Consider the following 26179-nt stretch of genomic DNA (forward strand, 5'->3'; position numbering starts at 1 on the left):
GGAGAATTGTTAGTAGCATGAAAATTTTTAAGAATAGGAAAGTGGCCTTCAATAGTTCAATCATTTGAAGGCCACTTTTTTGTTCAATTATTCTTAAGTAAAAAAGCTTCAATACGGTCTAAAGCCATTTTCAGAGTTTCCATTGAATACGCATATGAAATCCTAAAGTACCCTTCACCTAGTGAAGAAAAAGCATCACCGGGGACTACAGCCACTTTTTCCTGTTTCACAAGTTTGAGACAGAATTCAAGTGAAGAAGTGAAACCTTCAGGCAGCTTCACAAAGAAGTAAAAGGCACCATTTGGTTTGACTATTTCTAAATTCATTGCTTGTAAGCGGTTGTATACGTATTCTCTTCTCAGGGCATACTCGGACTTCATGGGAAGGGCATCATCCTTGCCTGCTGTTAAAGCAGCCAAAGCAGCTCTTTGAGAAATGGAAGAGGCACAGGTCACATTATATTGATGGACCTTTAGAATATGCTGAGAGATAGCTACAGGCGCAAATAGAAGGCCTATTCTCCAACCGGTCATCGAATGAGACTTGGATAAACCGTTTAAGACGATGGTTTGGTCCTTTAAATAAGTGGCAATCGATACATGTTTTTGATCAAATACGAGCTCGCTGTATATCTCATCCGCCAAAATGAAGATATCTTTGCCCCGTACGAGCTCGGCGATATCCTTTAATTCGTCAGCAGACAATGTGACTCCAGTTGGATTTGAAGGATACGGCAGAACGATGCAACGTGTATTATCAGTTATGTATTGTTCAATGATATCTGCAGTTAAACGAAATCCATTTTTGGTTGTATCCGCATAGATAGGGGCTGCTCCACACATTTTGATAATCGGTTCATAGCCTGGATATACAGGGCCAGGGAGTATCACTTCATTCCCGGGGGTGAGAATAGTCCGGAATGTAACGTCGATACCCTCGCTTGCACCTGAAGTCACTATGACTTCATTTGCTGGATCATAGGTAAGCTGGTATTTATCTTTTACATATTCAGATGCGGCTTCCCTTAATTCTAAATAACCGGCATTATGAGTATAAACCGTATAATCAGTATCAATAGCTTGTTTGGCCGCTTCTTTAATATGCAGCGGGGTTGGAAAATCTGGCTGTCCTATCGTTAAGGAAATGGTTCCTTCGATATCAGCGACCATATTGTAAAATTTACGGATTCCTGATATTTGAACTTCTTTTACTAGAGGGTTTACTAAATGCTCCATCTATGAATATCCTCCCTTTTCATACTTCATGAGATTATGTACTATGTTTGACGGATTCACTCTATTTTATCATTTAGTTTGGATGGGGGAGAAATACTTTTTGAGATTAATGAAATAAAGGTATAATGAGAATTAAGAAAATTTTGAGGGTTGATACATATGATAAGGACTTGTGCTATAACTTCAGATCAGGAAGTCAATTTTGATTTGCCACTAGTGGAAATGAATAATCCGGATATTGAGTGGTATTGGGTAGATTTTTCAAATCCTACAGAAAAGGAAATTGAACTTTTATCGAGTCATTTTCACTTTCATCCGCTGGCTATTGAAGACTGTCTGGATGACTTTAACCAGCGTCCAAAAATGGATTTTTATGAGGGGTACCAATTTATTGTTATACATGCTCTCAGGCAAAAGGTCTTTAGAGCTGTCGAACTTGATATGTTTGTGGGCGAAAAATGGTTAGTCACATTTCATAAGGAGGAGTTGCTTGAACTTGAGACGGTGTGGAAGGAAGTCCATCAAAATAACATGCTAAAGCAGGGTCCTTTTTTTCTAATGCATAGATTGATTGATCGGATCGTCGATGAATTTTTTCCACCTGTATATAAAATGGAAAGCGAATTAAGTAGTATCGAGGATAATACCGAAAATGAAACCATTACAGACTTGATGGATCAGTTATTTGATTTACGTACGGATATGTCAAAACTTCGCCGGACTATACTACCGATGCGTGATTTACTTTACAGGATGATTTCGTCCGAGCGGCTTAATTATTTAAAAGATCAGCATCTGTATTTTAATGATGTTTACGATCACCTACTTAAATTAACCGAAATGTTGGAATCATACCGGGATTTTTCATCTGATATCCGGGATAGCTATTTGTCTGTTAACTCTAATAATATGAATTCGACGATGATGACTTTGACTGTCATTACTACCATTTTCATGCCGCTGACTTTTATAGTAGGTGTGTATGGGATGAACTTTCAATATATGCCCGAATTAAACTGGCACTATGGCTATTTCCTGGTCCTCGGAATGATGGGGGGAATTGCGCTGATGATGTTTTTATACTTTGTTAAAAAAGGTTGGCTGAATCCTAGAAAAAGATCAAGAAAGAGCTAAAAATATCCAGCTAATCTGCTTTTTTCAATGAAATCTATATTAATTTGATACTTTATTTTGATATAATTAAAAAAAGAATAAAATACCAAATTTATGAATATGAGGTGTTTAAATGGAAGTTGGGGTTGTTGAAAGCCCAGTGGAAAGAGGAGAGTATGCTGGATTTTGGCTGCGCTTTGGCGCGAATATTATTGATGGTATTATAATCGGGATCCCTACCGGAATCATATCGGTTTTTGTAAGTATTTTTTGGAGTGGCGCGATGATGGAATTACAGGAATCGACAATCGATCCTAATTACGAGGCATCATTGAGTGATATTTTCGTTTTCATGGCAGGAGCAATTATCATTCTATTTTTATCTTTACTTATAAGCTTTCTTTATTATACTTTATTACATTCCTCGAAATGGCAGGGCAGCGTCGGAAAAATACTCCTAAATATTAAAGTGACGGATTTAAATGGAGGACGAATAGGGTTTGGTAGAGCTACAGGGCGTTATTTTGCGACGATCATATCAGGGATGATCTTTTATATCGGCTATATCATGGCAGGGTTTACATCGAAAAAACAGGCACTTCACGATATGATTGCAGGAACGGTAGTAGTCAAAAAATGATCATGGAAAAAAGGGACTCTGATATGAGCTCCCTTTTTTTGTTGGGCTTAAATAGATAATCTCTTCTTGATTCTATTTTTCCTACCATTGCACTAAACAAAAGACGAAAGAAACCGAATTATTAGGTATGAGTTCATTTAAAATATCATCGTAGGGACTATTTGACCAAAAAAATATTATTTTAGATGATGGTATATATATGAAAAAGTAAGGGAGGGCGAGGTAAAGCAATGGAAGCAAATAAAGGGATTTTACTAGAAAGTGGAACGAATGAGCTAGAGATTGTTGAATTCGGCATAGGAAAGAATAAATTTGGCATTAATGTAATTAAGGTAAAGGAAATCATTAATCCAGTACATATAACACTTGTTCCTCATTCACATCCAAATGTTGAAGGAATTATTGAGCTTCGCGGGGAGGTACTACCGGTTGTAAATGTAGCGGATGCCCTAGGATTTCCAGCATCGGGAACACCAGAGCAAGATAAATTCATAGTCGCTGAATTCAATCAGCAAAAAGTGGTGTTCCATGTCCATACGGTGACACAGATACACCGCATCTCATGGACTCAAATTGAAAAGCCTTCCGATATGTATCAGGGATTGGAAAGTCAGATTATCGGTGTAATAAAATTAAACAGTGAAATGATTTTGTTACTTGATTTTGAAAAAGTAGTGGTTGAAATCAATCCGGATTCAGGAATCAGCGTCCAGCAGGTTAAAAAGCTGGGTCACCGGCAAAATTCAGAAAAGAGAATACTTATTGCAGAGGACTCTCCATTACTGAGAAAGCTACTGTTTGATACATTGTCAGAAGCGGGGTTTAAACACCTAGTGTTTTATGAAAATGGGCTAGATGCATTAAATTATTTAGAGAGTTTGATCGAATCAGGAAAGCAGGTTGTTGAAGAAGTGCAATTGGTGATTACTGATATTGAGATGCCTCAAATGGACGGTCATCATCTAACTAGAAGAATCAAGGAAAATAGCGAACTTACTGTATTGCCAGTCATTATTTTCTCCTCATTGATTACGGATAGCCTGCGCCATAAAGGGCAAGTCGTCAGGGCTGATGCACAAATCAGCAAACCTGAAATCGCTGCTCTAATAGATTTGATAGACAAATTTGCTTTATAGCATTGGAAAACGGGCCGAGGGTGTATAACCTCTCGTCCCGTTTTTATTATCCAATTTTTACCCTTTAATACTTGGAACCTTTTCCTAAAAAAGAGGAGGGGAATGGATTATGAAATGGCTGCTTGACCGGGCCCCGTCCGTAAGGCCTTTTCTCAGTATTGGTAGAGTTCGGCTGCTTTTCACCTGCTTGTCCAACGTAAGATTGTAAGATTTGCTTTGCCTTGGATAATGACAAGGAGGCTTTAGGGTTCCGTATGGATGCTGCCCGGCTGCCGAGGTGGGGTAGATTTTTCAAGTCTTCCTTAGTAGGAGGTAGGTGAAAAACATATGATCCGCATTCGACAATTACGTCGGATTGTTGTGCGGCAAAGCGAGGGTTATCAGAGAAATGAAGTCCAATCTTCTTCGCTTTTCCTTCTTGCATTAGCTTGTTTAATGCAAGCCGTTTTAAATTATATAAATTTTTAGGTTCCAATGCAGTCTTCGCATGTTTATTTACAATAAACACGGCCTGGGCAAGGGAGTTAATCGAAAACTCATCCATTTCAGAATGTCCTTTCGTGTGGTTCATTATAGAAACTCCTTTTCTTCATAAGGTGAGAAGGAAAGAAACAGGCTTCCTTCAATAATTTCCTGCTTTTATAGTAATAATAAGTAGAGACGGTGCCTAAGAGCCTGATTATAATATGAAATAAATGCATTTACATCTCTAGGGGATGACAATCCATTCCCAACACTTTACCATCTATGCCTTTCATATTATACCACTTCAAAATATATAAGGAAGTAAAATTCTATTTCACACCAATCATTCATTAAGAATGGGGACTAGAGAAACAGGTTGTACCAACTATATGGAAAAGAAAAAAGAAGGCGTTTCATGACGCCTTCTGTGCAATGGTTAATGAGTATATATATTAATATTTTCAGACACTCCAGCCTGTGCGCCAAATTGTTGCGGATAGCCAGCCTGTGCTCCAAATTGTTGCGGATAGCCCTGAAAACCTTGATAAGCAGGATAAGGAGGATAAGCGGGCGGATAGGGAGGAGGATATGGCGGGTAGTACGGACGGTTGTTGAATAGTAAGGGGCCTATTGCTAATCCTGCAACAAAAGCAACAGGCGCTAATAAAGGAAAGAAAGGAAAGAATCGTTCGTCATTCCAATGTTCAGGTCCATATTCATTTCCGTATTCATTCGTGTATGCATTTCGGTATTCATTCTGTAGCATTATAGTTTGTGGATAGGGGTAGTAAGGAAAATACTGTGTTTGCATAAATAGCCTCCTTTTCTCAAATTCTTTACATAGTATGGTTTTTTTTCAGAAAAGAGCCTGTATCATCTTAATCTGTTATAATGAATCTACTTGTGAGAAAAAATTTGAGGTGATTACAATGTTACGGTTTAAAAGTGTTTTGGCCGTAGGTTTTGGAGGAGCAGTCGGAGCGTTGCTGCGTTATTTAGTTATCTTGACAACTGCCCATTCCTTCTTCCCATTTGGAACCCTCTTAATTAATATAGTAGGAAGCTTTATACTTGGATTGTTAAACGGCTATTTTGCCACAAAGAAAAATTCGCTTGTTTTTTTAGCCTTGGGCAGTGGGCTATGTGGGGGATTCACCACGATGTCCACATTTTCACAGGAAATAGTGAATCTTTTGCAGATATCCTTGATTTATACAGGAATGTATCTGGGAGCCACGGTTTTATTTGGTTTAATTGCAGGTTTTCTGGGACTGAGCTTTTTTGATAGACGAAGAGGTGAGACCGTTTGATTCAGGTTCTTTCAGTTTTTATTGGAGGTTTTTTGGGTGCTGCCTCGAGGTATGTATTACAAATTATTTTTAATAAGCTGTTGCCAATAGGCTCCATCCCTATTAGTATTTTACTGATTAATCTTATAGGCTCTTTTGGTTTAGGAATCATCTTTCCTAATAAAGAAGATTGGGCTTTATCGTTGCAAGCTTTTCTTACAATTGGTTTTTTAGGAGCATTTACGACATTTTCCACATTCAGTATGGAAACGCTCGAACTTATGAGAAAACACCGTTACATAGAAAGTCTTATCTATGTAACAGTGTCGGTTTTAGGTTGTATTGGTACTTTCCTATGTGGTTATTTAAGTATGATATAACTTTTTATTTTGTTTACTCCATGTCTTTCTGGTAAAAAAATCCTGGTTTTTCAATTATTCTTCTAATGCTATAATTCTAAAGGATACATTAGGAATAATTAAGAGTAACCAGTTGTTTTCTTCGCACAGGTTTTGTTAATAAGTCTGGCGACTTTCCTCTGTGAACTTTTCATCTCACTATTCTGCCTGGAATTCATAAATTGTTAACTCAGGACGTGAAAGAAAACGATACGGAAGCCGAGTTGTGCCAAGCCCTCTATTAACATGTAACGTTAATGAATCAATTTCATACGTGCCTTCACGATACTTTTCTGCATATGGAGGAGTGACAAGGGCTCCTGCAAAAGGAATTTGTACTTGGCCTCCATGACTGTGACCGCTTATTTGATATTTGATGTTGTACTTACTTGATATGTCAGCAAGGTCAGGAGCATGCGAAAGCATAATGACGTACACTTCTTCTGGAATTCCTGAAAGGGCTTTTTCAAAATCTGGTTGTCCAAGCATCGCATCATCTACCCCGGCTATGTAAATTTCTTCAGCCGTTAGTAATGAAATCTTAGTAGAGGTATTTTGCAACATGGTAAAATGGGATTTCTTCATGATATCGCTGTATATCTCAGAGCCATATCCCCCATGATCATGGTTACCGTAGATGCAGAACTTTCCAAGAGGCGCTTTGAGCTGATTTAAAACAGGCGGGATTTTCTGTTGAGCATTGTATTTATTAGGCTCGTCCATTAAATCTCCGGTAAATAAAATAACATCCGGATCTAATTGGTTTATCTTATTGACAATTGCTTGTAAATCATTAAGCTGAAATTGAAAGCCTAAATGAGTGTCACTGAATTGAATCATTTTCATACCATGAAAACCTTTTGGGATAAGAGGGTGGCTGATAATGTTATGCTTGATTTCTAACCATTTTGGTTCCACATTGTGGGCATAATACCCTCCGCCAATACTTAATCCGGTTACGGTAGCCAAAGTGCGAAGGCCTTTTTTTAAGAATGTTCTTCGGGAAATGAATTCACTCAAATTAATCAACCTATCTAATTTTAAAATGTTACTTCCTCATATTAACAAACAATATACATAAAATGAAGAAAATATCTTCTATACGCATATGAAAAACATGTAAACTGGAGTTTAAGAATATCCGGTTTTAAATTGAACATCTACACGGAGGTAACATGATGATCGAACCAATGTTTATTACACTGATTATACTTCTATGCGCAATTGCGCTTTTTATACAAGGAAAATTTCGCGCGGATTTAATTGCACTTGGTGCACTAGCAATATTGGGATTACTGGGAATACTTACATTGGATGAACTTATAGCTGGGTTTGCGAATCAAGTCGTAATAATGCTTGCGGGATTATTTATCGTAGGGGCTGGTCTGTTAAATACAGGAATTGTAGAGAAAGCGGGAAATAAGCTGTTAGGCTTTTGTGGTGGAAGTGAATGGAAATCGCTGTTAATTGTCATGGTGACGGCAGGAATTTTAAGTGCGTTTTTAAGTGGCGCAGGTATTGTTTCCATTTTGCTCCCGCTCGTAATGAGTATGGCTTTACAACAAAAAACTAGCCCGACAAGGTATTTATTGCCACTTGCCTATGCATGCAGTATTGGTGGGCTGCTAACACTGACTGGAACACCCTCCAATATGATTGTAGCTGATGTATTAAAGCAAAACGGTATAGAAACTTTATCTTTCTTTGATTTTACACCAATAGGCTTAATCGCTTTTGCATCGGGTCTATTCTTTATGTTAACGCTTGGCCGTCTGTTACTCCCGGAAAAAACAATTGCAGCCAACAATAGTGTAAAAGGGTTGTCTGCAGGGGAACTTGCTGGTATGTACAAAGTGTATGACCGTTTGCACTATCTGCACATACCTGCTACTTCCGATATTGTTGGAGAAAGGTTGTCCGACCTACAGCTTCCTATTCAGTATGAATTAACTTTGATAGAAATTCAGCGGAAACCAAAAGATAAGCAATTGCCGCTGTTGCAAAAACAACTAACGATATCGGCCAGAGCGGATGAAGTACTTCATCCTGATGATATTATTCTGGTGTTTGGAGAAGAAGAATCTGTTGAGAGATTGGCGCTTAACTATGAACTAGAGTTTAAACACTTTAATACTGAACAAATAAAAAAACATTTTCTGAGCAGTAGATTTGGATTGACTGAAATTTTGATTGTTCCGAATTCGGATTATGAGAATCAGACACTAATTGACGTTCATTTTCGTGAAAAATATCAATGTAATGTATTGGCAATTAATCGGAATGGTGAATATATTCAAGCGGATGTTGGTACTGAACGGCTAAAACCTGGCGATGCAATTCTGATACATGGAGAATGGGAAAACATCGAGAGGATCTCCTCGGATTTACAGGATGTTATTGTTATAGGCAGCACCTCAGAAGATGGATTAACAGTCGAATCTAAGGCTAAAGCATGGATTGCTTTATGCATTACTGCACTAATGGTCATTCTTTTGTCGATAGAGTCTATTCCTGCTGTTCTATCGGTATTGACGGCTGCTTTGTTGATGGTAGTCACCGGCTGTGTCCGTTCTATGGAAGATGCCTATCAAAAGATAAATTGGGAGCCTGTTCTATTAATTGCAGCTATGTTTGGAATAGCAGCTGCATTGGACAATACTGGTGGCGTGAGAATGATAAGTGATTGGCTGGCAGTGCTATTCAGTAATATCGGTGCACATGGTGTATTAGCTGTTTTTTATCTCCTGACTTTAATTTTAAGCCAGTTTATCCCGTATGGAGCAGCGACAGTGATCATGGCACCTATTGCTTTAACGTCCGCGGTGAATCAAGGAATTGATCCTGTTCCTGTGTTTCTATGTCTTGCTGTTGCAGGCAGTCTGTCGTTATCCACTCCAAGGGTTGCTACGACAAATGCCCTTGTCATGACAGCAGGCGATTATAAGTATAAGGACTTTATCCTGATTGGGATTTCCATACAAGTCTTTATCGGTGTTATTATGGTCATCACGATTCCATGGTTTTTTCCGTTTTAATGCATAAGGCATTGTTCTGTAAATGGACAATGCCTTTTTTCATTGGAATCTTTTTTTTATTTGAAAACAACTAGGAGGCTGAAAATATTACTAAAATAAAAAGGAGTTATTGGGTAGGAATTAAAATTATTTATTATCAACAATAGAAACTAATGGTATAATTTTTGCATATTGGTGTTTCGTAATTAGGAGGAATACATCATGGATGCAGAAAAAATATTAAAGAATTTAGACAGGGTGACACCATTCTTTCAACCGATTTTCAGCGCAGATCAGCATCAAGTTATCGGGTATGAAATTTTAGGACGCTATGAGGAACAGTCAGAATATAAAAGTCTTGGCACGTTTTTTCACGATTCTTCTGTGCCGGAAGAGTATAGAGTAGAAGTGGATAATTACGTTCTAGAAATAGCCCTTGAAAGAATAAAAGACTATGGGGAAGACTTTCTTATCTTTATTAACAGAGATCCAAATATGCTTATGCTAGATCATGGAGAAGAGTTCATGGAGATTTTGCATCGTCATTTTCAACCTGAAGAAATGCATCGGATTGTTCTGGAATTATCAGACACTATCAGTGCGGAAAACTTTGATCCTTTACAGCATGTTCTCGCTTACTTTAAAACATATGGTATCAAAATAGCTTTCGATCATTTAGGGAAAGATACCCAGCTTGATCAAATTGCACAGATTTCTCCGAATATTTTAAAAGTTAACTTAAACCAACTCCGTATTTCAGGTGGAGATGCGTACCAGGTCATCCTTTTTTCTCTAAGCATGCTTGCTCGTAAAATCGGCGCCAATTTATTGTTTGAGAACATTGAGTCTGAGTACCAGCTCCGCTTTGCTTGGAAGAACGGAGGCCGTTATTATCAAGGTTATTTTTTGGCTAAACCGGACGGCGAGTTCATTAATAAAGATTTACTTCGTGAAAAATTCCATCAAGAATGCCAGTCCTTTATTTCATTGGAAACAAAAAAGCTGGAAGCTGTTTATCAAAAGACTTTGCAATTCAACGAAAATATGCAAACCTTTTTAAAACAGCAAAAGCGGGGTGGCTCACATGAAGAATTTCTAGGGATATTGGCAAAAAAATTAGATTCAGTAGGATTCCGTCTTTATATTTGTGATGAAGAGGGATATCAAAAATCCCCTAATATTCTTAATAAGGATGGGCAATGGATAGTCCAGCCTAATTATATGAATAAAAATTGGAGCTGGCGACCTTATTTTCTAGAAAATATTGTCAAGATGCGCAATGAAAAAATAGGAATTCTTTCTGATTTATACAGTGATATTGAAACAGGAGAAACCATTCGAACCTTTTCTTATCCCTTGAATAATAAGGAATACATATTTTTTGATCTATCATATAGCTATCTTTACGAAAATGAAGCCTTGTTATAAAAACAACTAGTGTATATAATTGCTCAAAATGTGTAACGATAAGCAAAAATAATGCGCTTGGAGGAGACATGTTTTGAGCACGTATATCTGGATTCTACTCATAGTCGTAATAATCATGGCGTTATATCTGCTCTTTTATACATATTCTGTAGCAAAGACACAGAAAGTAAAAGGGAGATATGATTCAAGTATCGATGAATCTGTTAAAGAACATCCTTATTTAAGGAACCCGGTTTTTGTTTCTCTCTTCATTGGAACAATTTTAATTGCCGGTTTTATTTTTTACTATGCATTTCAATAAAAGAGTGAGAAGGGGATTTCAGTACAATGAAATCTTCTTTTTTTAATACAAAAAAGTAAGACACGTTTAATTAGGTTTCAGAATGCTCTTTGATCTAGTATTTTTTGTAGTTTGGCTTTGTTCTGTTCGGGTATTGTAAAGCATAGACAATAAACATATCCATTCGAAGACAATCTATAACTAGGAGATGATAGTATGAGGAAATATTTAGTTGCGTGCATGGCGGGTGCTTTTCTTTTTTTAGGGGGTGGGTTCACAGTTTCTGCGGAGGGCTTACATAGAGAGGAAGTGCTCTCTTTTGTACAGGAGGCACTGGTAAATCAAGGATCAATCAGTGAGGAAGTACGCACGAAAAAAGCGATTAAAGAGAAATTGGATACCCATTTCTCCGAGGATTTCATCGAGAAGTTTGTCGAAGCGAATGTGGTGAAAGTTAATGGAGGGTTTACTGCATATGGATCTGATTTTGCTCCCTATTATATCCCGTTTTTTAGTTACGATGAGAATACAAAAGTCGTATATGGGAAGAGCGGTGAATTCATTTATGTTCAGGAAGAATTCCCAGTATCAGAGGATGGACCTGTTTCAACGGGTAAACATGTTGAATCTGTTACTTTGAAAAAAGTGAATAATGAATGGAAGGTAGCGGACGTGAGGTATGAAAGTGAAAATCTAAAATAAAGAGCACACCAAACAAAAGCTTCTTTTGTAGTCGCCTAAACTATTTGAAGAAGAAGGGGGAATATAAAGTAGGAAAAAGTCTAAAGGAGGTTCAGGCCTTCTTTAGACTTTTTGTTGTTAAATATTCAGTTCTTTTTTGATTTCGTCAAGTTCAAAGCCGATAATAGCTTTTCCATCAATTACGACAGTTGGCGTGGAATAAGCGCCATATTTATTTGTTAGTTCCTTACGTGCATTCCCATCTGCTTTAATATCTTTTTCTTTATATTCGATATTGTTATCATCAAAGAACATTTTCATGATCTTGCAGGGAGGGCAATCCGGTTGGGTATAAAGGGTAACTTCTTTCATTTCATTCCTCCAGGTATGCTTAAAGTGAGTACTTTCTCATTATAGAGAATACCCTTCCATTTGAATAGAGATATACATTATATGTCTGCCTATTTATTCTTTTCGCGTTTTTCCAAGTAGTCAATCAAACCCATAGAACAGACCTTAAGGTCCAGGCGAATTATTTCAAAAACGGAATGATCCTTTGTGATGCCCTTTTCTCCTAAATGAGTAGCGACTGTATTGAAAATATTTTTGCTGGTTGCGGCGACCTGCTCCTTAAAGCTTGTGTATTCTTTGAAGGCTGTTTCTGCTGTCTCAACAAAAATAGGCAACCAGTAATGAAGTTGCTTATAAACTTCGTGTGGATTTTCCGATACGCCGTAATGGCCAAAATATATCCGTTCCACTCCAATACTCGCATACAGGTCTGCTGCAGCAAGCATCGCTTCAGGATTAAATTGATTTGGTGATGTGGAAGGTAGATAAAATTCAATGCCATCTTCATTTAGCTCACGATAGTAAATACCTACCGTATCACCGGAAAACATACCTTTTGAAACAGAATCGAATATGCTGAAGTGGTGATTGGCATGCCCTGGAGTGTCATAAAAGGTCAATGTAGACAAGTCGCTCGTTTGAAGAGATTCCCTATCTTGTTTAATAATCATTTTATCGTGCGGTATAGGCAAAATCGGGTCAAAAAGCTTGTTGAATTCTTCACCATAGACTGCTTTAGCTCCAGCAATTAATCTTGTCGGGTCTTCTAGATGTCGTGCTCCTTTTGGATGAACAATTACTTTGGCATTCGGGCAATGCTGTAAAAAAAGTCCAGCTCCCCCTGCATGGTCCAAGTGAATATGGGTAAGAATGATATATGTAATATCCTCGGGGGCGATTCCCAGGTCATCAAGTCCCTTTAATAAATGGGGGATAGATGGGCTGGCGGACGTTTCAACTAAAGTTATGTCCTTATCGGCAATTACATATGTACCTGTCCGATTCTTTCTATTCAAATCAAAACCATCGATTAAATAAATCCGATAACCAAGTTCACTAAAGTTTTGCAATAGAATCTACCTCCAGGAAATTTTTTATGTACAAAATCCAATCCTTATTTTATTCTGTTAATAGTGTCATGTAAAGAATGAAGTTTTAAATTATTCTGAATTTATTTCAGCGTGGCTACTGGATAGAAAAGTATGGTATAGTGAAACCTATCGAAAAGGTTTTATTCAGAAAGGAGAGTGAGTATGTCTCAATTACAGGGCATTCTTACCAGATTAAAAAGTCTTCAAGAGCAAGCAAAGGAATCTGAATCTGCTCAGCGTTTTTTTGAAATAGATGGCGTGAAAAAATGCCAGGTTACATATTTCAGCAAAACAGAAATGTTCGAGCTTGAAGTATACAGTGATAAAGGGAAATCATCAAAATATCAGTTCGATAATATTGATATGATTACCATTGAAATCTTTGATCTTCTTCAATCTTAAAAAGATTACGAAAAAAGCCGCATTCCTTTTGGGAATACGGCTTTTTATTATTGGAAAATCAACTCACTTTTTACTTCGTGTATGAAGAAGGGATTTTTACGACACCTTAATAATTGGAGGGATGTAAATGAAAAATCCTATGGTAATATGCCCTGCTTGCGGTGAGGAAAGGGAAATGGCAGATGTATTGACGGCACAGTCCAACCAAAATGTAATATATCAATGCCCGGAATGCGGGTTTAAACAGGTTAACATTAAAACTAGTAAAGGCTAAGTATTTCTTTAGAGAATCCTCAGTTTGGGATTTTATAGGTATTGGAATGAGTCTTTTCTGCTTACATATGTTAAACTAGAAAAAGAGCTGTATATAAAAACATATGGTAAGGGGTTTTAACATGATCGGTACTCATGATGGGGATTTATTGGAATCCAGCGTGAAAGACTTAATGATTTCTTCTGAACGCGTGGCCCACGTGCAGGTAACCAATAATTTAGAACATGCACTATTGGTATTAACAAAGAGCGGTTATACGGCCATTCCTGTGTTAGATCCGATGTATAAACTGCATGGCTTAATTAGCACACCAGTCATTCTTGACTCGATTTTGGGACTGGAACGAATTGAATTTGATAATCTAGAGAATAAAAAAGTTTCCGAAATTATGAATATAGACATACCTCGCCTGCACATTGAAGATACCCTGACTAAAGGTGTAGAATTGTTAATTGACCATCCGTTTGTCTGTGTAGAGAATGATGAACACCTTTTTGAAGGAATCCTAACGAGAAGAGCTATCTTGAAAAAAGTATTTAAACAAAATACATTACCTGAATAAATATGTCAACGCTAAACAGTACAGTTTACCTAAAACTCGCCAATTGGCGAGTTTTCTTGTTTTCTACATATTCTATATATAGGGCGGTAAACCCTAGAAAGAGCTATTACATATTTAGGAAAGGATGCGGAAATTGGTACAAGCAGTAAATACTTCGGAAGTACAGAATAAAAAATTGAAACGTCCATTCATCCTAGCTGCGATCATGATGGCTATGTTTATGAATGCAATTGAAGGAACTATCGTTTCGACGGCAATGCCGGCTATTGTCAGTGATTTGGGTGGTTTTTCTCTATATAGCTGGGTGTTTTCTGGATATTTGCTAATGAACGCCGTGACAGTCTTAATTTATGGAAAGCTATCCGATATTCTTGGAAGAAAACCTGTTTTATTATTTGGAATTCTTGTCTTCTTAATTGGTTCCATTCTCTGCGGTTTCTCCAATTCGATGACGGAGCTCATTATTTATCGCTTTGTACAGGGTTTTGGGGCGGGGGCAGTAGCACCTGTTGCTTCAACAATTGTGGGGGATATTTATAAAAATGAAGAGAGGGCCCGTGTTCAAGGGTATTTATCAAGTGTATGGGGCATTTCAGCAGTAATAGGACCGGCACTGGGGGGCTTGATCGTTGAATCACTTACATGGAAGCTTGTATTCTGGGTCAACATTCCTCTTGGCTTACTTTCTTTTGTAGGGATTTGGTTCTTCCTTCATGAAAATATCGAAAAGAAAAAACGTGATATTGATTACTTGGGTGCAACGCTATTGACGTTATCGATATCCACCCTTATGGTGGTTCTCGTACAAGGAGGCGTAAAGTGGTCTTGGGCTTCCACACCGGTTGTCTCCCTTGTAATAGTGGCTGTTATAGCCTTTGTCTTGTTTATTGTACAAGAAAAGAGGGCATCCGAACCGATGATGCCATTTGAAATCTGGCAGGAGCGCTCCATCTTAATCGCAAATCTTGTTTCCTTGACAACAGGGTTGATGATGATTGGATTATCGAGTTTTCTTCCGACATTTGTTCAGGGAGTGATGGAACGTTCTCCAACAGTAGCAGGTTTTACACTAACCGCCATGTCAATTGGCTGGCCGATTGCATCTATGGTTTCAGGTAGGCTGTTGTTGAAAATAGGTTTTAAAACAACTTCGCTTCTTGGAGGGTGTTCGCTAATCCTCGGAAGTTCAATCTTAGTATTGATGAAGCCTGAGGCAGGGCCGCTTATCGCTGCGATGGGATCCTTCTTTGTTGGTGTGGGGATGGGCTTGACCTCGACTTCCTTCATTGTTGTTATTCAGAAAACGGTCAGTTGGGAACGTAGAGGGATTGCGACTGCTTCGAATATGTTCATGCGTAATTTAGGAAATACGGTTGGAGCGGCTTTGCTAGGGGGAATTATGAATACGAGGCTTCAAGCATATTTAAACGAGCATGCACCAGTCAATTCGGGAGTAACAATTGACACCGCAAATAAGCTATTGAACAGTAAAGAAAGGGCTTTGCTTCCTGAAAATGTTGTGAAGGTTTTACAGGAAGGACTTACATTGTCGCTACACACGATTTATCTCATTGTCTTAGTCTTTTCTGTAATTAGCTTCATATTACTGACGAGACTACGCAAGAAACAGTAGACCTGTGGCAGTCTAACTAAAGAGGCTGCTATGTGTTAAGAAATGAAATTCATAATCAAAGTAACTGTCAAATCAAAAGAAGTGAAGGTATACCAATTAATCCGCCGCTTCCGGCCAATGTGCCTATAAAGGATGCTGCAAAACTGATAATCAGCAATAAAATGATCGTCATGGGTACCACTCCGTTTCTTTTCTCTTGTATTATAAGCGGACTTTGTTGATAATTAAATTTAAATAAATTAAATCAACAAGATAAGAATTAATTATCAAGAGGCTGGTGTGTATGTCATTTTCAGAATTTCATTTATTATCCGTACTTGCTCAGGAAATGAATATGAGAAAAGCAGCTGAACGGTTATTTGTTTCCCAACCTGCTTTATCTCAGCGTTTACAAACGATTGAAAAGGAATGGGGCTCAAAACTGTTTCTCCGTTCGCAAAAAGGTCTTTCGTTGACACCTGCTGGAGAAGCAGTTATTCGTTTGGCCAATGAAGTTTTAGAAAAAGAAGAAAAGGTTAGAGAAAGTATCCAGGCGATGGATCATGAAGTATATGGTACTTTGAAAATTGCCTGTGCCTCGATAGTAGGACAGAATTGGCTGCCTCAAGTTTTGAAAAAGTTTGTCCAAAAATATCCGTATGCCAAAATCTCTTTAATCACGGGCTGGAGCAGTGAGATTTTAAAGTCCTTGTATGAAGGCCAAGTACATATTGGTATCATTAGGGGAGCACCAGATTGGAAAGGGGTAAAACAGCATTTATTTACGGATATGCTTTATTTGGTCGACACTGAAATGAAGGAACTGAACCAAGTATTCGAAACAGACCGGCCATTCATTCAGTTTAAAAGCGATTCAAACTATTATCAGGAAATTCAGGACTGGTGGCACCGGCAATTTAAAACGACCCCCAAAAACACCATCGTGGTCGATCAAATCGAAACATGCAAACAAATGGTGTTTAATGGGATAGGATATGCTATTCTCCCAGCAATCACTTTACATGATAAAGATACAAATATATTCAAAATCCCCCTTTTAGATGGACATAATCATTCAATTGAACGAGATACATGGCTTTGTGGCTATGATTCTGCTTTTCAGCTTAAGCAGGTCCAAGCATTCACAGAAGTAGTGAAAGAGCATATTCGGGAACAAGGAATGTTATAGTTCATTTGCTGAAAATGTCAATGGGGTAGAATAATATATATCAATGACATTCAACTTGTCTTGCCGTCAGTTGTCTGGTAAATTAAAGACGAGTAATGATACATATTTAGGAGGTTTTTCGAGAATGAATAAAATGGATGCAAACGAAATTATTTCTTTTATCTCAAATAGTAAAAAATCAACACCTGTAAAGGTATATATCAAAGGTGAATTAGAAGGCATAGATTTTGGTCAAGCTTCTAAAACTTTCATTACAGGTAATACCGGAGTTGTATTCGGTGAGTGGTCTGAAGTTGAAGTGGCTATTGAGACAGCTGGAACAAAAATTGAGGATTATGTAGTTGAAAACGACCGTCGTAATTCTGCTATCCCTTTATTGGACTTAAAAGGCATCAAAGCTCGTATCGAGCCTGGCGCAATTATCCGTGACCAAGTGTCAATCGGAGATAACGCAGTGATCATGATGGGTGCATCGATCAATATTGGATCTGTTATTGGTGAAGGCACAATGATTGACATGAACGCAATACTTGGCGGACGTGCAACAGTGGGTAAAAACTGTCACGTAGGTGCAGGCGCTGTTTTAGCAGGTGTTATTGAGCCTCCTTCCGCGCAACCAGTTATATTAGAAGACGATGTATTAATCGGAGCTAACGCAGTTGTTCTTGAAGGTGTAAAAATCGGTCAAGGTTCAGTTGTAGCGGCAGGCGCAATTGTAACGAAAGACGTTCCTCCATACTCGGTGGCTGCTGGTATTCCAGCTAAAGTGATTAAACAAATTGACGAAAAAACTAAATCTAAAACTGAAATCATGCAAGAACTTCGTCAACTTTAATTTCTAAAGTAAATAGGTGTCAAGAGCGTGGATAACTATATCCACGCTTTCTGTATAGGGAGGGAATAAGATGGAAACAAGTCCGTTTGCCGCTATCCGGCGTGATTTGCATAAAATACCGGAGATAGGTTTTCAAGAATTTAAAACGCAGCAATATCTACTGAATTACATAACGAAATTGGCGTCAGAGCGAATGGAAATAGAGACTTGGCGAACAGGGATATTTGTGAAAATAAAGGGACGGAACCCCCGAAAAATAATTGGCTATCGTGCAGATATAGACGGTCTACCGATTAAAGAGGAAACTGGATTACCTTTTACTTCTAATCATGAAGATTATATGCATGCTTGTGGCCATGATTTTCATATGAGCATTGGTCTAGGAGTTTTGACATATTTTGTAGAAAACCCGATTGATGATGACTTACTATTTATTTTTCAGCCGGCGGAAGAGGGGCCTGGTGGAGCTGAACCAATGCTGAAATCCGAAACGATGAAAAAATGGAAACCGGATATGATTCTTGCTTTGCATATAGCTCCAGAGTATCCGGTTGGAACGATTGCCGTTAAAGAAGGTCTTTTATTTGCCAACACATCTGAATTATTTATTGACCTGAAAGGGAAAGGTGGGCATGCAGCTTACCCTCATCATACAAATGACATGGTCATCGCTGCCTGCTCACTTGTCGGGCAACTGCAAACTATCGTTTCCCGAAATGTGAATCCGCTTGATTCAGCTGTCATAACTGTTGGAAAGATTACCGGAGGCACCGTCCAAAATATCATTGCTGAGACAGCGCGCTTAGAAGGGACAATACGCACGCTGAATCCTGAATCAATGGTAAAGGTTAAGTCACGGATTAAAGCACTTGTAGATGGTATTCAAGCGGGTTTTGAATGCGTTGCAGAGATTGACTATGGCGCGATGTACCATCAGGTATATAATGAGGAGCAGTTGACACAGGAATTTATGGAATATACGGAGCAGTCATCAGAGGTCGATTTATATCGCTGTACCGAAGCGATGACTGGTGAAGATTTTGGGTACATGCTAAAGGAAATTCCAGGTTTCATGTTCTGGCTAGGGGTTTCATCCGAATACGGTTTACACCACGCTAAGTTAACTCCGGATGAAAAAGCAATTGAACTTGCCATCAATCATTTAACAAATTATATAACGTTTAAAGGGAATAAAGCTTAATTGCTTTTCCGTACTAGGATAGGAAGTGTGCTTTAAGGAGCGAGACGCTGTATATCCTAATAGAATGAAAGATGTTGGAGGGCTTACTGTGAAAAAGGAATTTGCAGTGATTGGACTTGGTCGTTTTGGCGGCAGTATAGTCAGGACGCTAGCTGAAGAAGGTTTAGGAGTTCTGGCTATCGATGCAAATGAAGATCGTGTCAATGAATTTGCTAGAATTGCTTCACATAGCGTAGTAGGGGATACGACTGATGAAAGTGTCCTCAGAAATATTGGAATTCGTAATTTTGATCACGTCATTGTAGCGATCGGTGAAAATATTCAGGCGAGCATCTTGACGACGCTTATGCTTAAAGAGTTGGGTGTCAGCAATGTTACGGTAAAGGCGCAGAATGATTATCATGAGAAGGTACTACGTAAAATCGGTGCTGACTTTGTTGTGCACCCGGAACGAGATATGGGGAGAAGGATTGCCCATAATATCGGGTCTAATAATATTCTCGACTATTTGGAGCTTTCTGATGAACACTCCATTGTTGAAATTGTAGCGAGCCAAAAGATGAATGGGAATTCAATATTTGATCTTGATATCCGCGCTCACTACGGGCTAAATATTGTCGCTATTAAAAGAGGAAATGAAATCAATGTCTCTCCACAAGCAAACGATTTAATTCATAAAGGCGATATATTGATAGTTATTGGAGCAGATTCCGACATCAATCGTTTTGAGAAAAAGATTGTAGAATGAAATTGAGACCTCTTCCATATCGAACAGGCTCACTTGTTTAGGAAGCTTTTAACCTATAGTGTACGTAGGATGTAAGGAAATAGTATTAAACTAAAAAAAGCCCCAGCCAGGGTAATGGCTGGAGGCTTTTTTTAGTTTATTGAACCTCCATGATAATCGGTAGGATCATCGGACGGCGTTTTGTTTTTTCATATAAGAATGGAGACAATGTATCTGTAATTTCATTTTTAATTTCGGACCATTGAGTAGTTTTGCGATCCATTACTTTATTCAGGTGCTTAGTGATTAAGGACTGAGCATCGCTAATAAGGTCTCCAGATTCTCTCATATAGACAAATCCACGTGAGATGATGTCCGGACCGGATGCAATTTTGAATTCCTTCATATTAATGCTGACAACGACAACGACAAGACCTTCTTCAGAAAGAATCCGACGGTCGCGTAAAACGATGTTTCCGATATCGCCGATGCCGCTTCCATCAATATAAACAGAACCTGAAGGGATTTTCCCAGCGATTTGTGCTGTGTTTTCACTTAACGAAAGCACTTCACCATTATCCATGATAAAGCAATTTTCTTCAGGAACTCCGCAATCAACTGCATGGCGGGCATGAAGTTTCTGCATCCGATATTCACCATGAATTGGCATGAAGAATTTTGGCTTAATTAAACGAAGCATAAGTTTTTGTTCTTGTTGGCCGCCATGCCCTGATGTATGAATATCATTCAATGGACCTGAAATTACGTCTGCGCCTGCACGATATAATTGATTAATTGTTCTAGAAACACTGATTGTGTTACCTGGAATAGGTGAAGAAGAAAACACAACTGTATCACCAGGTATAATTTGAATTTGACGGTGAGTACCGTTCGCAATCCGCGAAAGGGCTGCCATTGGTTCACCTTGGCTACCTGTACAAAGGATGGTTACTTTGTTAGCAGGCATCCGATTTAATTGCTGTACATCAATAAATGTATCTTTAGGAGCTACAATATAACCAAGGTCTTGCCCAATAGCAATAGCTGAATCCATGCTACGGCCGAAAACAGCAATTTTACGGCCGTTTGCTACAGCAGCTTCTACTACTTGTTGAAGACGATGGATGTTTGATGCAAATGTTGCAAATATAATCCGTCCGTCCACTTTGCGGAAAATGTCTTGAATGGTATCGCCAACGCGGCTTTCAGACATCGTGAAGTTCTGTACTTCACTATTCGTACTGTCTGAAAGTAAGCACAATACTCCTTCTTTACCGATTTCCGCCATCTTAGTTAAGTTTGCAGGTTCGCCTACAGGTGTAAAGTCGAATTTAAAATCACCAGTATGAACAATTTGTCCAGGCGGTGTTTTTACAACGATTCCATAAGAATCCGGGATGCTGTGAGTTGTGCGGAAGAAAGAGACGGAAGTTTTCCGAAATTTAATCACTTCATCTTCACTGATTTCGATCATGGTTGTTTGACGTAAAAGACCGTGTTCTTCCAATTTATTACGAAGTAATCCAAGTGCTAGCTTACCGCCATATACAGGAACATTCACTTTTCTTAATAAATAAGGAATCCCGCCAATGTGGTCTTCATGGCCATGAGTGATGAAGACACCTTTAATTTTATCTACATTTTTCTCTAAATAACTGTAGTCAGGAATCACATAGTCAATTCCGAGAAGCTCGTCTTCCGGAAATTTAATTCCAGCATCAATAACGATGATTTCGTCTTGAAATTGAACAGCATATGTGTTCTTACCGATTTCGCCTAAACCGCCCAAGGCGAATACAGCTGTTTGATCATTTTTTACAAATTTCATAAATTATAGCTCCAATACTTTATAATCTTCATTTTGTTTTTCATATTCTAAATATGCTCCAGTTACTGCTGTTACGAATTCTACGTTATAAGGTTCTTTTTTTAATTTTAAACGAACGTCACGAACGGATTCACCTTCGACAAACATTGTTTTAGTATTCTCCCTGATGGGAACCTCTGCTATGGTTACTTGATAGTATACCTTAAATACCATTTTAATCTCTCCTCACTTGTTTGCATTGCTTTTTTCATTATATATAAAAACAACAATTTTTTCATGTTTTTCAACATCATGTAAAAATAAACCCAGCTCCGCCATAAAAACGGAAGGGGTTTTAGTTAACTGATTATACCAATGTCTTAAAAGTATATAAAAAATAGTCAGCCGAATCAGGTATTCAATTCATTGCGGCCTTCTCTATTCTTTTATCCTATCCGTTTTTACTATGTGTAAAACTTAAATCGATAAAGAAAAGTTTTTGGTCAACTTTTTTAGGGTGGAAATCAGTTTGACTGCGTTTATTCTATTGTGTTACGAAGTCTTTTTTCGCAACCGATTTCTTGCTTAAAGTGTCTAACCCTTAGTACAGCGTTCCATTAAGAGACAACGCTTCATATTCCGAATGCAATATGTACTTGCTTGAAATTTTCAAAGCCAAGATAGAAGAAGGCTTAACAAGAACTTTACAACAAGGAAGAAGCCCTCCGCAAGTTTTTGAAGGGCTGTACGAAAAAAACTCGCATTTGGATGACGGCCAAGGCACAATAGGTACGGCAGTTCATGCGATTGATTTTTTTCTTAAAAGATCATTCCACTGTTTTACAAGCTTTTTACGAAGCTTTTTTAACATGGCGATCACACTCCCTTAATTATTATTGTATAGGATTATTCAATAAAGTAAATATGTCTTTACAAGTACTTGGCCCATTTTTGTAAAAAAAGGCGTAATACCCAGTAGGTAAATAGGCTTTTAGAGGTAATATAGTAAAGGTGCAGATTTGGGAGGAGAGAGTAGGAAGAATAAGTTGAGCTTTAATGAATTTTATTTACAGTAGTATATGCTCATTTGTAAATAAAAAACGTAGCAATAAATGTTAATTGACAGGTGAGTTACTTGACTTATCTTTATGACAATTATTAAATGGGTACATATTAAAAAAGGAAAACTGAATGAATTGGAAGTGAAGAGTTAGTGAAAATCGTATTCTTTGATATTGATGGAACATTGCTAGATCATGAAAAAAAGTTACCTGCCTCAACGAAAAAAGCTATTAAGCAATTACAGGACAATGGGGTTTTTGTTGCGATTGCTACAGGTAGGGCTCCGTTCATGTTTGAATCTTTACGGGAAGAGCTTGGCATCGATACATTCGTAAGTTTTAATGGACAATATGTTGTTTTTGAAGGTGAAGTCATTTACAAAAATCCTTTAAGTTTGTCTGAAATAAAAAGGCTTCACGAACATTCTGAAAAAAATAATATACCAATTGTATTTATGAATGAAGAGACAATGAAATCTAGTGTACCGCATCATAGCAGAATTGAAGAGGCATTAAGCAGTCTGAAGTTTCCACATCCAGAACTTCATGCCGATTTTTACGAAGATCATGACATATACCAAGCCTTATTATTTTGCTCTGAGGATGAAGAAGGGAATTTCCTTGGTCAGTATGATAAATTTCATTTTATTAGATGGCATACGTATTCGACGGATGTACTTCCATTCGGTGGGTCAAAGGCAGAAGGTATAAAGATATTAATGGAAAAAGTCGGATTTGGCCTTGAGGACGTTTATGCATTCGGGGATGGGTTAAATGATATAGAGATGTTAAAAGTAGCAGGATATGGCGTGGCAATGGGGAATGCCAGTCAGCTTTTGAAGCAGGAGGCCGACTTTGTAACGAAGGATGTCGATAATGATGGTATACTTTACGGATTAAAAGAACTTGATCTAATCTAGAACTTAAAAACTCCCGTCAACTGATGGGAGTTTTTTATCACTTAGTTAGCTCATCTTTCTACTGCAAGGGAATTTTCTGGAATGGTAAAGGGATCTTTTGAATTAATATGATCATAAAACAAGATTCCGTTCAGATGGTCGATTTCATGTTGAAAGCAAATGGCTGCGGTGCCTTTTAAGCGGAGCTGAACCAGTGTTCCATCCAGGGTCGTACCTGATACCATTATTCGAGCATAACGCGGTACATAACCAGAGATTGGACGATTAACGGAAAGACAACCTTCACCTGTCGTTAAGTAGGCTTTCTCCACTGAATGGCTAATGAGTTTAGGATTGAAAAGAGCGTAGCTATACAGTTCGCCATTTTTATCTTTCAAATGAACGGCAATCATCCGTTTTGAAACATTTACCTGTGGTGCGGCCAAGCCTATCCCAGCTCTTAAACCATATTGAGCAGCAATTTCTGGATTCTGGCTATTTTGGACATATTCCATCAAGCTGGTTAAAAGTTGCTTATCTTCATCAGAAGCCGGCAGTGGTACTTCCGATGCGACTTTCCTTAATATTGGATCGTCTTCGTTAACAAAATCATCCATGGTAAGCATAATCTTTCACCCCATTAAAAATTTCTTAAATATGTATAGGGTTATTTTAACAAAAAAAATGCGAAAAGTTAATGGACTGTGTACATTGGCTTTTGGATTGATAAAAGAGAACATGATAGGGATAGGATCAATACTCAAATCCCTATCCCTATCATGATTGTATAAACCGATTGTGATCTTTTTTTTAAAATCATTCATTTTTTTGTGAAATCAGGGTAAATAGATAATATATTCGGGTAAAGGTAGTAGTAATTATCTGTTTAGCAGAAGCAGGCGCCGACAATGATAAGCAGGATGAAAAGGACGATGATTAGAGCAAAGCCGGATCCAAAGCCGCCCCCACCTCCACAATGTCCACCATAACCATAGCTGGGTGCAGCGGAAACCGGATAACAACAATCCTGGGTGTAACCTCCATACATAATTTTATACCTCCGTTTTTATATTGTTAAAGTATTGACCACTCTAAGTTGAAACGGTCCCTACAGCCTATGCAGTACGGTTTAAAGGGTGTAGGCTAAAGCCCAGTAATGGAAAATTCCTGCTTAGAATATGATTAGTACGAGAGTCTGCAATCTTCTAAAACAGATGAGTAGAAAAATATCCTACTTCAAAGAACTATCAGGAGGAGCTGTCGATGTTGAAACGTTTTCGTCTATATTTTGTTTTACTTCTTTCCTTAACAATTATGACCGGTTGTTTTAGTAGTTCACCGGAAGAAAAAATCCATAAAATTCTTGAAAAAACTACGGAGAAGGAAAGTGATTTTACCGAGCATCAAGAGCCACTTAATAAATTGGAGAATAAAGAAAAAGAGCAATATGATAAAATTATTAAACTTGGAATGAATGAATATGAACAAATTGTTGAACTTTCAGATGAAGCAACTAAGAATATTGATGAACGCGAGGCTATTATTGAAAAAGAACATAACAGTATGCAGGCCTCAAAAAAACAATTTAATAAGATAGAAGAACAAATTGGGAAAATAGAAGATAAGAAGGTAAAAAAAGAAGCTACTGAAATGAATAAGATAATGAGTGAACGATATAGCACGTACGATAATCTATATGAAGCTTATCAGCAAAGCTTAAAGTATGATCGTGAATTGTATGAACTATTTAAAAAAGAAGATTTGAAAATGGATGAGTTACAAGGCCAAATCAAGAAAATCAATACCTCATATACAAAAGTGTTGAAAACGAATAGCCAATTTAATGAATTAACTGAAAAATCTAATCAGAAAAAAGAAAGTTTTTACAACAGTTCAGGTATAGAAATGGCAGATTCAACCAAATAATAATTATTTAATGGGCTGTGGGTAATACCCATAGCCTATTTTTTATGCATTCAATTAGTGTATTAACTAAAAAATTCTAGAATAATTTTTTTATTCAATATATAAAAGAACTCCTAAATATAAAAAATGAAGAAACTGTACTAAAAAAATTCTAAAATAGAAAATCTAACAGCAGAATGAAATGAAAGCGTTTAAAAATTTTCTCGAAATATTATTTTAAAGTCTCAAATGCCTTTAGTTAAAGCAATTTGGGAATCGATAGGATAGTCAATAGAAGTGAAATATTATACTTCAGTATCTATAAATTAATAAATAGGTGAAATTTTATAGTACAGTTATAAAATGAAAACTATTACAGTGATGAAGAATTGGTGTTAAAACTTCGATTAAATCTAAAAAATAAGGAAATACAAGTGATTGACTTGACGTGAATGCATCTTGTAAACTAAATTTATAAAAGTTCTTGTATCATTTTTCTTGATTTTTTTTATGGTACAGAATAAGATTGAGACATATTAACCATATCCACGTTTGAGGGATTAGGCTTAAGGGAAAAATAAAAG

At 37.6% G+C, this 26179-nt stretch carries 29 protein-coding genes; 19 read left to right on the plus strand and 10 right to left on the minus strand.

Annotation, left to right across the window (positions count from 1 at the left end; translation table 11 throughout):
* Positions 1-83: 83 nt before the first annotated feature.
* Complete coding sequence (locus NST21_RS07695; protein ID WP_340888584.1) at positions 84-1235, minus strand: aminotransferase A; 1152 nt, start codon at positions 1233-1235, stop codon at positions 84-86.
* A 159-nt stretch (positions 1236-1394) separates the two neighbouring features.
* Between NST21_RS07695 and corA the strand changes: the two genes are divergently transcribed.
* The 3 genes from corA (at position 1395) to NST21_RS07710 (ending at position 4124) form a co-directional block, all read left to right on the plus strand.
* Positions 1395-2369, plus strand: coding sequence for a magnesium/cobalt transporter CorA (gene corA / locus NST21_RS07700; protein ID WP_053345141.1), 975 nt, complete (start codon positions 1395-1397; stop codon positions 2367-2369).
* A 112-nt stretch (positions 2370-2481) separates the two neighbouring features.
* A complete protein-coding gene (locus NST21_RS07705; protein ID WP_056530606.1) occupies positions 2482-2988 on the plus strand; it encodes an RDD family protein in 507 nt (168 codons plus the stop codon).
* A gap of 230 nt (positions 2989-3218) precedes the next feature.
* Positions 3219-4124 (plus strand): chemotaxis protein, encoded by a 906-nt coding sequence (locus NST21_RS07710; RefSeq protein WP_057213426.1) that lies wholly within the window; start codon positions 3219-3221, stop codon positions 4122-4124.
* Positions 4125-4188: 64 nt separating this feature from the next.
* Here the strand turns inward: NST21_RS07710 and NST21_RS07715 are convergent, their stop codons facing one another.
* Positions 4189-4695: a YkyB family protein gene (locus NST21_RS07715; RefSeq protein ID WP_056530603.1), complete on the minus strand. Its 507-nt coding sequence runs from the start codon at positions 4693-4695 to the stop codon at positions 4189-4191.
* Between the two features lie 330 nt (positions 4696-5025).
* Positions 5026-5355, minus strand: a complete 330-nt coding sequence (locus NST21_RS07720; protein WP_377372455.1) for a hypothetical protein — start codon at positions 5353-5355, stop codon at positions 5026-5028.
* 163 nt (positions 5356-5518) lie between these two features.
* On the opposite strand from NST21_RS07720, the gene NST21_RS07725 reads away from it, so the two are divergent.
* Together NST21_RS07725 and crcB are read left to right on the plus strand one after the other, a co-directional pair.
* Positions 5519-5899 (plus strand): fluoride efflux transporter FluC, encoded by a 381-nt coding sequence (locus NST21_RS07725; RefSeq protein ID WP_056530599.1) that lies wholly within the window; start codon positions 5519-5521, stop codon positions 5897-5899.
* Entirely contained in the window at positions 5896-6258 is a 363-nt protein-coding gene (crcB, locus tag NST21_RS07730) for a fluoride efflux transporter CrcB (protein ID WP_056530597.1), read from the plus strand. The genes NST21_RS07725 and crcB overlap by 4 nt, the downstream gene beginning before the upstream one ends.
* 177 nt (positions 6259-6435) lie before the next feature.
* Here the strand turns inward: crcB and NST21_RS07735 are convergent, their stop codons facing one another.
* Positions 6436-7296: a metallophosphoesterase gene (locus NST21_RS07735; RefSeq protein ID WP_340888588.1), complete on the minus strand. Its 861-nt coding sequence runs from the start codon at positions 7294-7296 to the stop codon at positions 6436-6438.
* Positions 7297-7454: 158 nt separating this feature from the next.
* On the opposite strand from NST21_RS07735, the gene NST21_RS07740 reads away from it, so the two are divergent.
* The 4 genes from NST21_RS07740 (at position 7455) to NST21_RS07755 (ending at position 11700) form a co-directional block, all read left to right on the plus strand.
* Positions 7455-9311 carry an SLC13 family permease gene (locus NST21_RS07740; RefSeq protein WP_340888589.1) on the plus strand — a complete coding sequence of 619 codons (1857 nt, stop codon included), beginning with the start codon at positions 7455-7457 and terminating at the stop codon, positions 9309-9311.
* Between the two features lie 201 nt (positions 9312-9512).
* The gene (locus NST21_RS07745; protein WP_340888590.1) at positions 9513-10718 is read left to right on the plus strand and encodes an EAL domain-containing protein; all 1206 of its coding nucleotides are present in this window, start codon (positions 9513-9515) and stop codon (positions 10716-10718) included.
* Between the two features lie 73 nt (positions 10719-10791).
* A complete protein-coding gene (locus NST21_RS07750; protein ID WP_053345149.1) occupies positions 10792-11019 on the plus strand; it encodes a hypothetical protein in 228 nt (75 codons plus the stop codon).
* Positions 11020-11214: 195 nt separating this feature from the next.
* Positions 11215-11700, plus strand: a complete 486-nt coding sequence (locus NST21_RS07755; protein ID WP_056530584.1) for a DUF3993 domain-containing protein — start codon at positions 11215-11217, stop codon at positions 11698-11700.
* A 117-nt stretch (positions 11701-11817) separates the two neighbouring features.
* Here NST21_RS07755 and NST21_RS07760 read toward each other — a convergent pair whose 3' ends face one another.
* A complete protein-coding gene (locus NST21_RS07760; RefSeq protein WP_056530580.1) occupies positions 11818-12051 on the minus strand; it encodes a glutaredoxin family protein in 234 nt (77 codons plus the stop codon).
* Between the two features lie 89 nt (positions 12052-12140).
* Entirely contained in the window at positions 12141-13100 is a 960-nt protein-coding gene (locus NST21_RS07765; RefSeq protein ID WP_057213429.1) for an MBL fold metallo-hydrolase, read from the minus strand.
* Positions 13101-13283: 183 nt separating this feature from the next.
* On the opposite strand from NST21_RS07765, the gene NST21_RS07770 reads away from it, so the two are divergent.
* From NST21_RS07770 to NST21_RS07805, 8 genes are all read left to right on the plus strand, one after another.
* Positions 13284-13523 carry a YkuJ family protein gene (locus tag NST21_RS07770; RefSeq protein WP_034314086.1) on the plus strand — a complete coding sequence of 80 codons (240 nt, stop codon included), beginning with the start codon at positions 13284-13286 and terminating at the stop codon, positions 13521-13523.
* 127 nt (positions 13524-13650) lie between these two features.
* The gene (locus NST21_RS07775) at positions 13651-13797 is read left to right on the plus strand and encodes a hypothetical protein (RefSeq protein WP_169787513.1); all 147 of its coding nucleotides are present in this window, start codon (positions 13651-13653) and stop codon (positions 13795-13797) included.
* Positions 13798-13918: 121 nt separating this feature from the next.
* Positions 13919-14359 carry a cyclic-di-AMP-binding protein CbpB gene (gene cbpB / locus NST21_RS07780; protein ID WP_053345153.1) on the plus strand — a complete coding sequence of 147 codons (441 nt, stop codon included), beginning with the start codon at positions 13919-13921 and terminating at the stop codon, positions 14357-14359.
* A gap of 124 nt (positions 14360-14483) precedes the next feature.
* Positions 14484-15992, plus strand: coding sequence for an MDR family MFS transporter (locus tag NST21_RS07785; RefSeq protein ID WP_445670488.1), 1509 nt, complete (start codon positions 14484-14486; stop codon positions 15990-15992).
* Positions 15993-16275: 283 nt separating this feature from the next.
* Positions 16276-17160, plus strand: coding sequence for a LysR family transcriptional regulator (locus tag NST21_RS07790; RefSeq protein ID WP_340888599.1), 885 nt, complete (start codon positions 16276-16278; stop codon positions 17158-17160).
* Positions 17161-17284: 124 nt separating this feature from the next.
* Positions 17285-17995, plus strand: a complete 711-nt coding sequence (gene dapD, locus NST21_RS07795) for a 2,3,4,5-tetrahydropyridine-2,6-dicarboxylate N-acetyltransferase (RefSeq protein WP_053345156.1) — start codon at positions 17285-17287, stop codon at positions 17993-17995.
* Between the two features lie 70 nt (positions 17996-18065).
* Entirely contained in the window at positions 18066-19196 is a 1131-nt protein-coding gene (locus NST21_RS07800; RefSeq protein ID WP_340888601.1) for an N-acetyldiaminopimelate deacetylase, read from the plus strand.
* 88 nt (positions 19197-19284) lie between these two features.
* The gene (locus NST21_RS07805; RefSeq protein WP_157444071.1) at positions 19285-19944 is read left to right on the plus strand and encodes a potassium channel family protein; all 660 of its coding nucleotides are present in this window, start codon (positions 19285-19287) and stop codon (positions 19942-19944) included.
* A gap of 136 nt (positions 19945-20080) precedes the next feature.
* Here the strand turns inward: NST21_RS07805 and rnjA are convergent, their stop codons facing one another.
* Entirely contained in the window at positions 20081-21751 is a 1671-nt protein-coding gene (rnjA, locus tag NST21_RS07810) for a ribonuclease J1 (RefSeq protein WP_053345159.1), read from the minus strand.
* 3 nt (positions 21752-21754) lie between these two features.
* Positions 21755-21964, minus strand: coding sequence for a DNA-dependent RNA polymerase subunit epsilon (locus NST21_RS07815; RefSeq protein ID WP_053345160.1), 210 nt, complete (start codon positions 21962-21964; stop codon positions 21755-21757).
* A gap of 979 nt (positions 21965-22943) precedes the next feature.
* Here NST21_RS07815 and NST21_RS07820 point away from each other — a divergent pair.
* Positions 22944-23711: a Cof-type HAD-IIB family hydrolase gene (locus NST21_RS07820; protein WP_235566155.1), complete on the plus strand. Its 768-nt coding sequence runs from the start codon at positions 22944-22946 to the stop codon at positions 23709-23711.
* A 50-nt stretch (positions 23712-23761) separates the two neighbouring features.
* Here the strand turns inward: NST21_RS07820 and def are convergent, their stop codons facing one another.
* Both def and NST21_RS07830 read right to left on the minus strand, forming a co-directional pair.
* Positions 23762-24316: a peptide deformylase gene (def, locus tag NST21_RS07825; RefSeq protein WP_056530569.1), complete on the minus strand. Its 555-nt coding sequence runs from the start codon at positions 24314-24316 to the stop codon at positions 23762-23764.
* Between the two features lie 260 nt (positions 24317-24576).
* The gene (locus NST21_RS07830; protein ID WP_082527745.1) at positions 24577-24738 is read right to left on the minus strand and encodes a YjcZ family sporulation protein; all 162 of its coding nucleotides are present in this window, start codon (positions 24736-24738) and stop codon (positions 24577-24579) included.
* Between the two features lie 215 nt (positions 24739-24953).
* On the opposite strand from NST21_RS07830, the gene NST21_RS07835 reads away from it, so the two are divergent.
* Positions 24954-25616 carry a YkyA family protein gene (locus tag NST21_RS07835; protein ID WP_340888606.1) on the plus strand — a complete coding sequence of 221 codons (663 nt, stop codon included), beginning with the start codon at positions 24954-24956 and terminating at the stop codon, positions 25614-25616.
* Positions 25617-26179: the final 563 nt, after the last annotated feature.

This window comes from Peribacillus sp. FSL K6-1552 (assembly GCF_038005205.1).
In the GTDB taxonomy this organism is placed as follows: Bacteria; Bacillota; Bacilli; order Bacillales; family DSM-1321; genus Peribacillus; species Peribacillus butanolivorans.

Coding starts and splice junctions, on each gene's coding strand:
- NST21_RS07695 (WP_340888584.1), bottom strand. CDS start 1,235: ATGGAGCATTTAGTAAACCCTCTAGTAAAAGAAGTTCAAATATCAGGA.
- corA (WP_053345141.1), top strand. CDS start 1,395: ATGATAAGGACTTGTGCTATAACTTCAGATCAGGAAGTCAATTTTGAT.
- NST21_RS07705 (WP_056530606.1), top strand. CDS start 2,482: ATGGAAGTTGGGGTTGTTGAAAGCCCAGTGGAAAGAGGAGAGTATGCT.
- NST21_RS07710 (WP_057213426.1), top strand. CDS start 3,219: ATGGAAGCAAATAAAGGGATTTTACTAGAAAGTGGAACGAATGAGCTA.
- NST21_RS07715 (WP_056530603.1), bottom strand. CDS start 4,695: ATGAACCACACGAAAGGACATTCTGAAATGGATGAGTTTTCGATTAAC.
- NST21_RS07720 (WP_377372455.1), bottom strand. CDS start 5,355: ATGCTACAGAATGAATACCGAAATGCATACACGAATGAATACGGAAAT.
- NST21_RS07725 (WP_056530599.1), top strand. CDS start 5,519: ATGTTACGGTTTAAAAGTGTTTTGGCCGTAGGTTTTGGAGGAGCAGTC.
- NST21_RS07740 (WP_340888589.1), top strand. CDS start 7,455: ATGATCGAACCAATGTTTATTACACTGATTATACTTCTATGCGCAATT.
- NST21_RS07745 (WP_340888590.1), top strand. CDS start 9,513: ATGGATGCAGAAAAAATATTAAAGAATTTAGACAGGGTGACACCATTC.
- NST21_RS07755 (WP_056530584.1), top strand. CDS start 11,215: ATGAGGAAATATTTAGTTGCGTGCATGGCGGGTGCTTTTCTTTTTTTA.
- NST21_RS07760 (WP_056530580.1), bottom strand. CDS start 12,051: ATGAAAGAAGTTACCCTTTATACCCAACCGGATTGCCCTCCCTGCAAG.
- NST21_RS07770 (WP_034314086.1), top strand. CDS start 13,284: ATGTCTCAATTACAGGGCATTCTTACCAGATTAAAAAGTCTTCAAGAG.
- NST21_RS07775 (WP_169787513.1), top strand. CDS start 13,651: ATGAAAAATCCTATGGTAATATGCCCTGCTTGCGGTGAGGAAAGGGAA.
- cbpB (WP_053345153.1), top strand. CDS start 13,919: ATGATCGGTACTCATGATGGGGATTTATTGGAATCCAGCGTGAAAGAC.
- NST21_RS07785 (WP_445670488.1), top strand. CDS start 14,484: ATGCGGAAATTGGTACAAGCAGTAAATACTTCGGAAGTACAGAATAAA.
- NST21_RS07790 (WP_340888599.1), top strand. CDS start 16,276: ATGTCATTTTCAGAATTTCATTTATTATCCGTACTTGCTCAGGAAATG.
- dapD (WP_053345156.1), top strand. CDS start 17,285: ATGAATAAAATGGATGCAAACGAAATTATTTCTTTTATCTCAAATAGT.
- NST21_RS07800 (WP_340888601.1), top strand. CDS start 18,066: ATGGAAACAAGTCCGTTTGCCGCTATCCGGCGTGATTTGCATAAAATA.
- rnjA (WP_053345159.1), bottom strand. CDS start 21,751: ATGAAATTTGTAAAAAATGATCAAACAGCTGTATTCGCCTTGGGCGGT.
- NST21_RS07815 (WP_053345160.1), bottom strand. CDS start 21,964: ATGGTATTTAAGGTATACTATCAAGTAACCATAGCAGAGGTTCCCATC.
- def (WP_056530569.1), bottom strand. CDS start 24,316: ATGCTTACCATGGATGATTTTGTTAACGAAGACGATCCAATATTAAGG.
- NST21_RS07830 (WP_082527745.1), bottom strand. CDS start 24,738: ATGTATGGAGGTTACACCCAGGATTGTTGTTATCCGGTTTCCGCTGCA.
- NST21_RS07835 (WP_340888606.1), top strand. CDS start 24,954: ATGTTGAAACGTTTTCGTCTATATTTTGTTTTACTTCTTTCCTTAACA.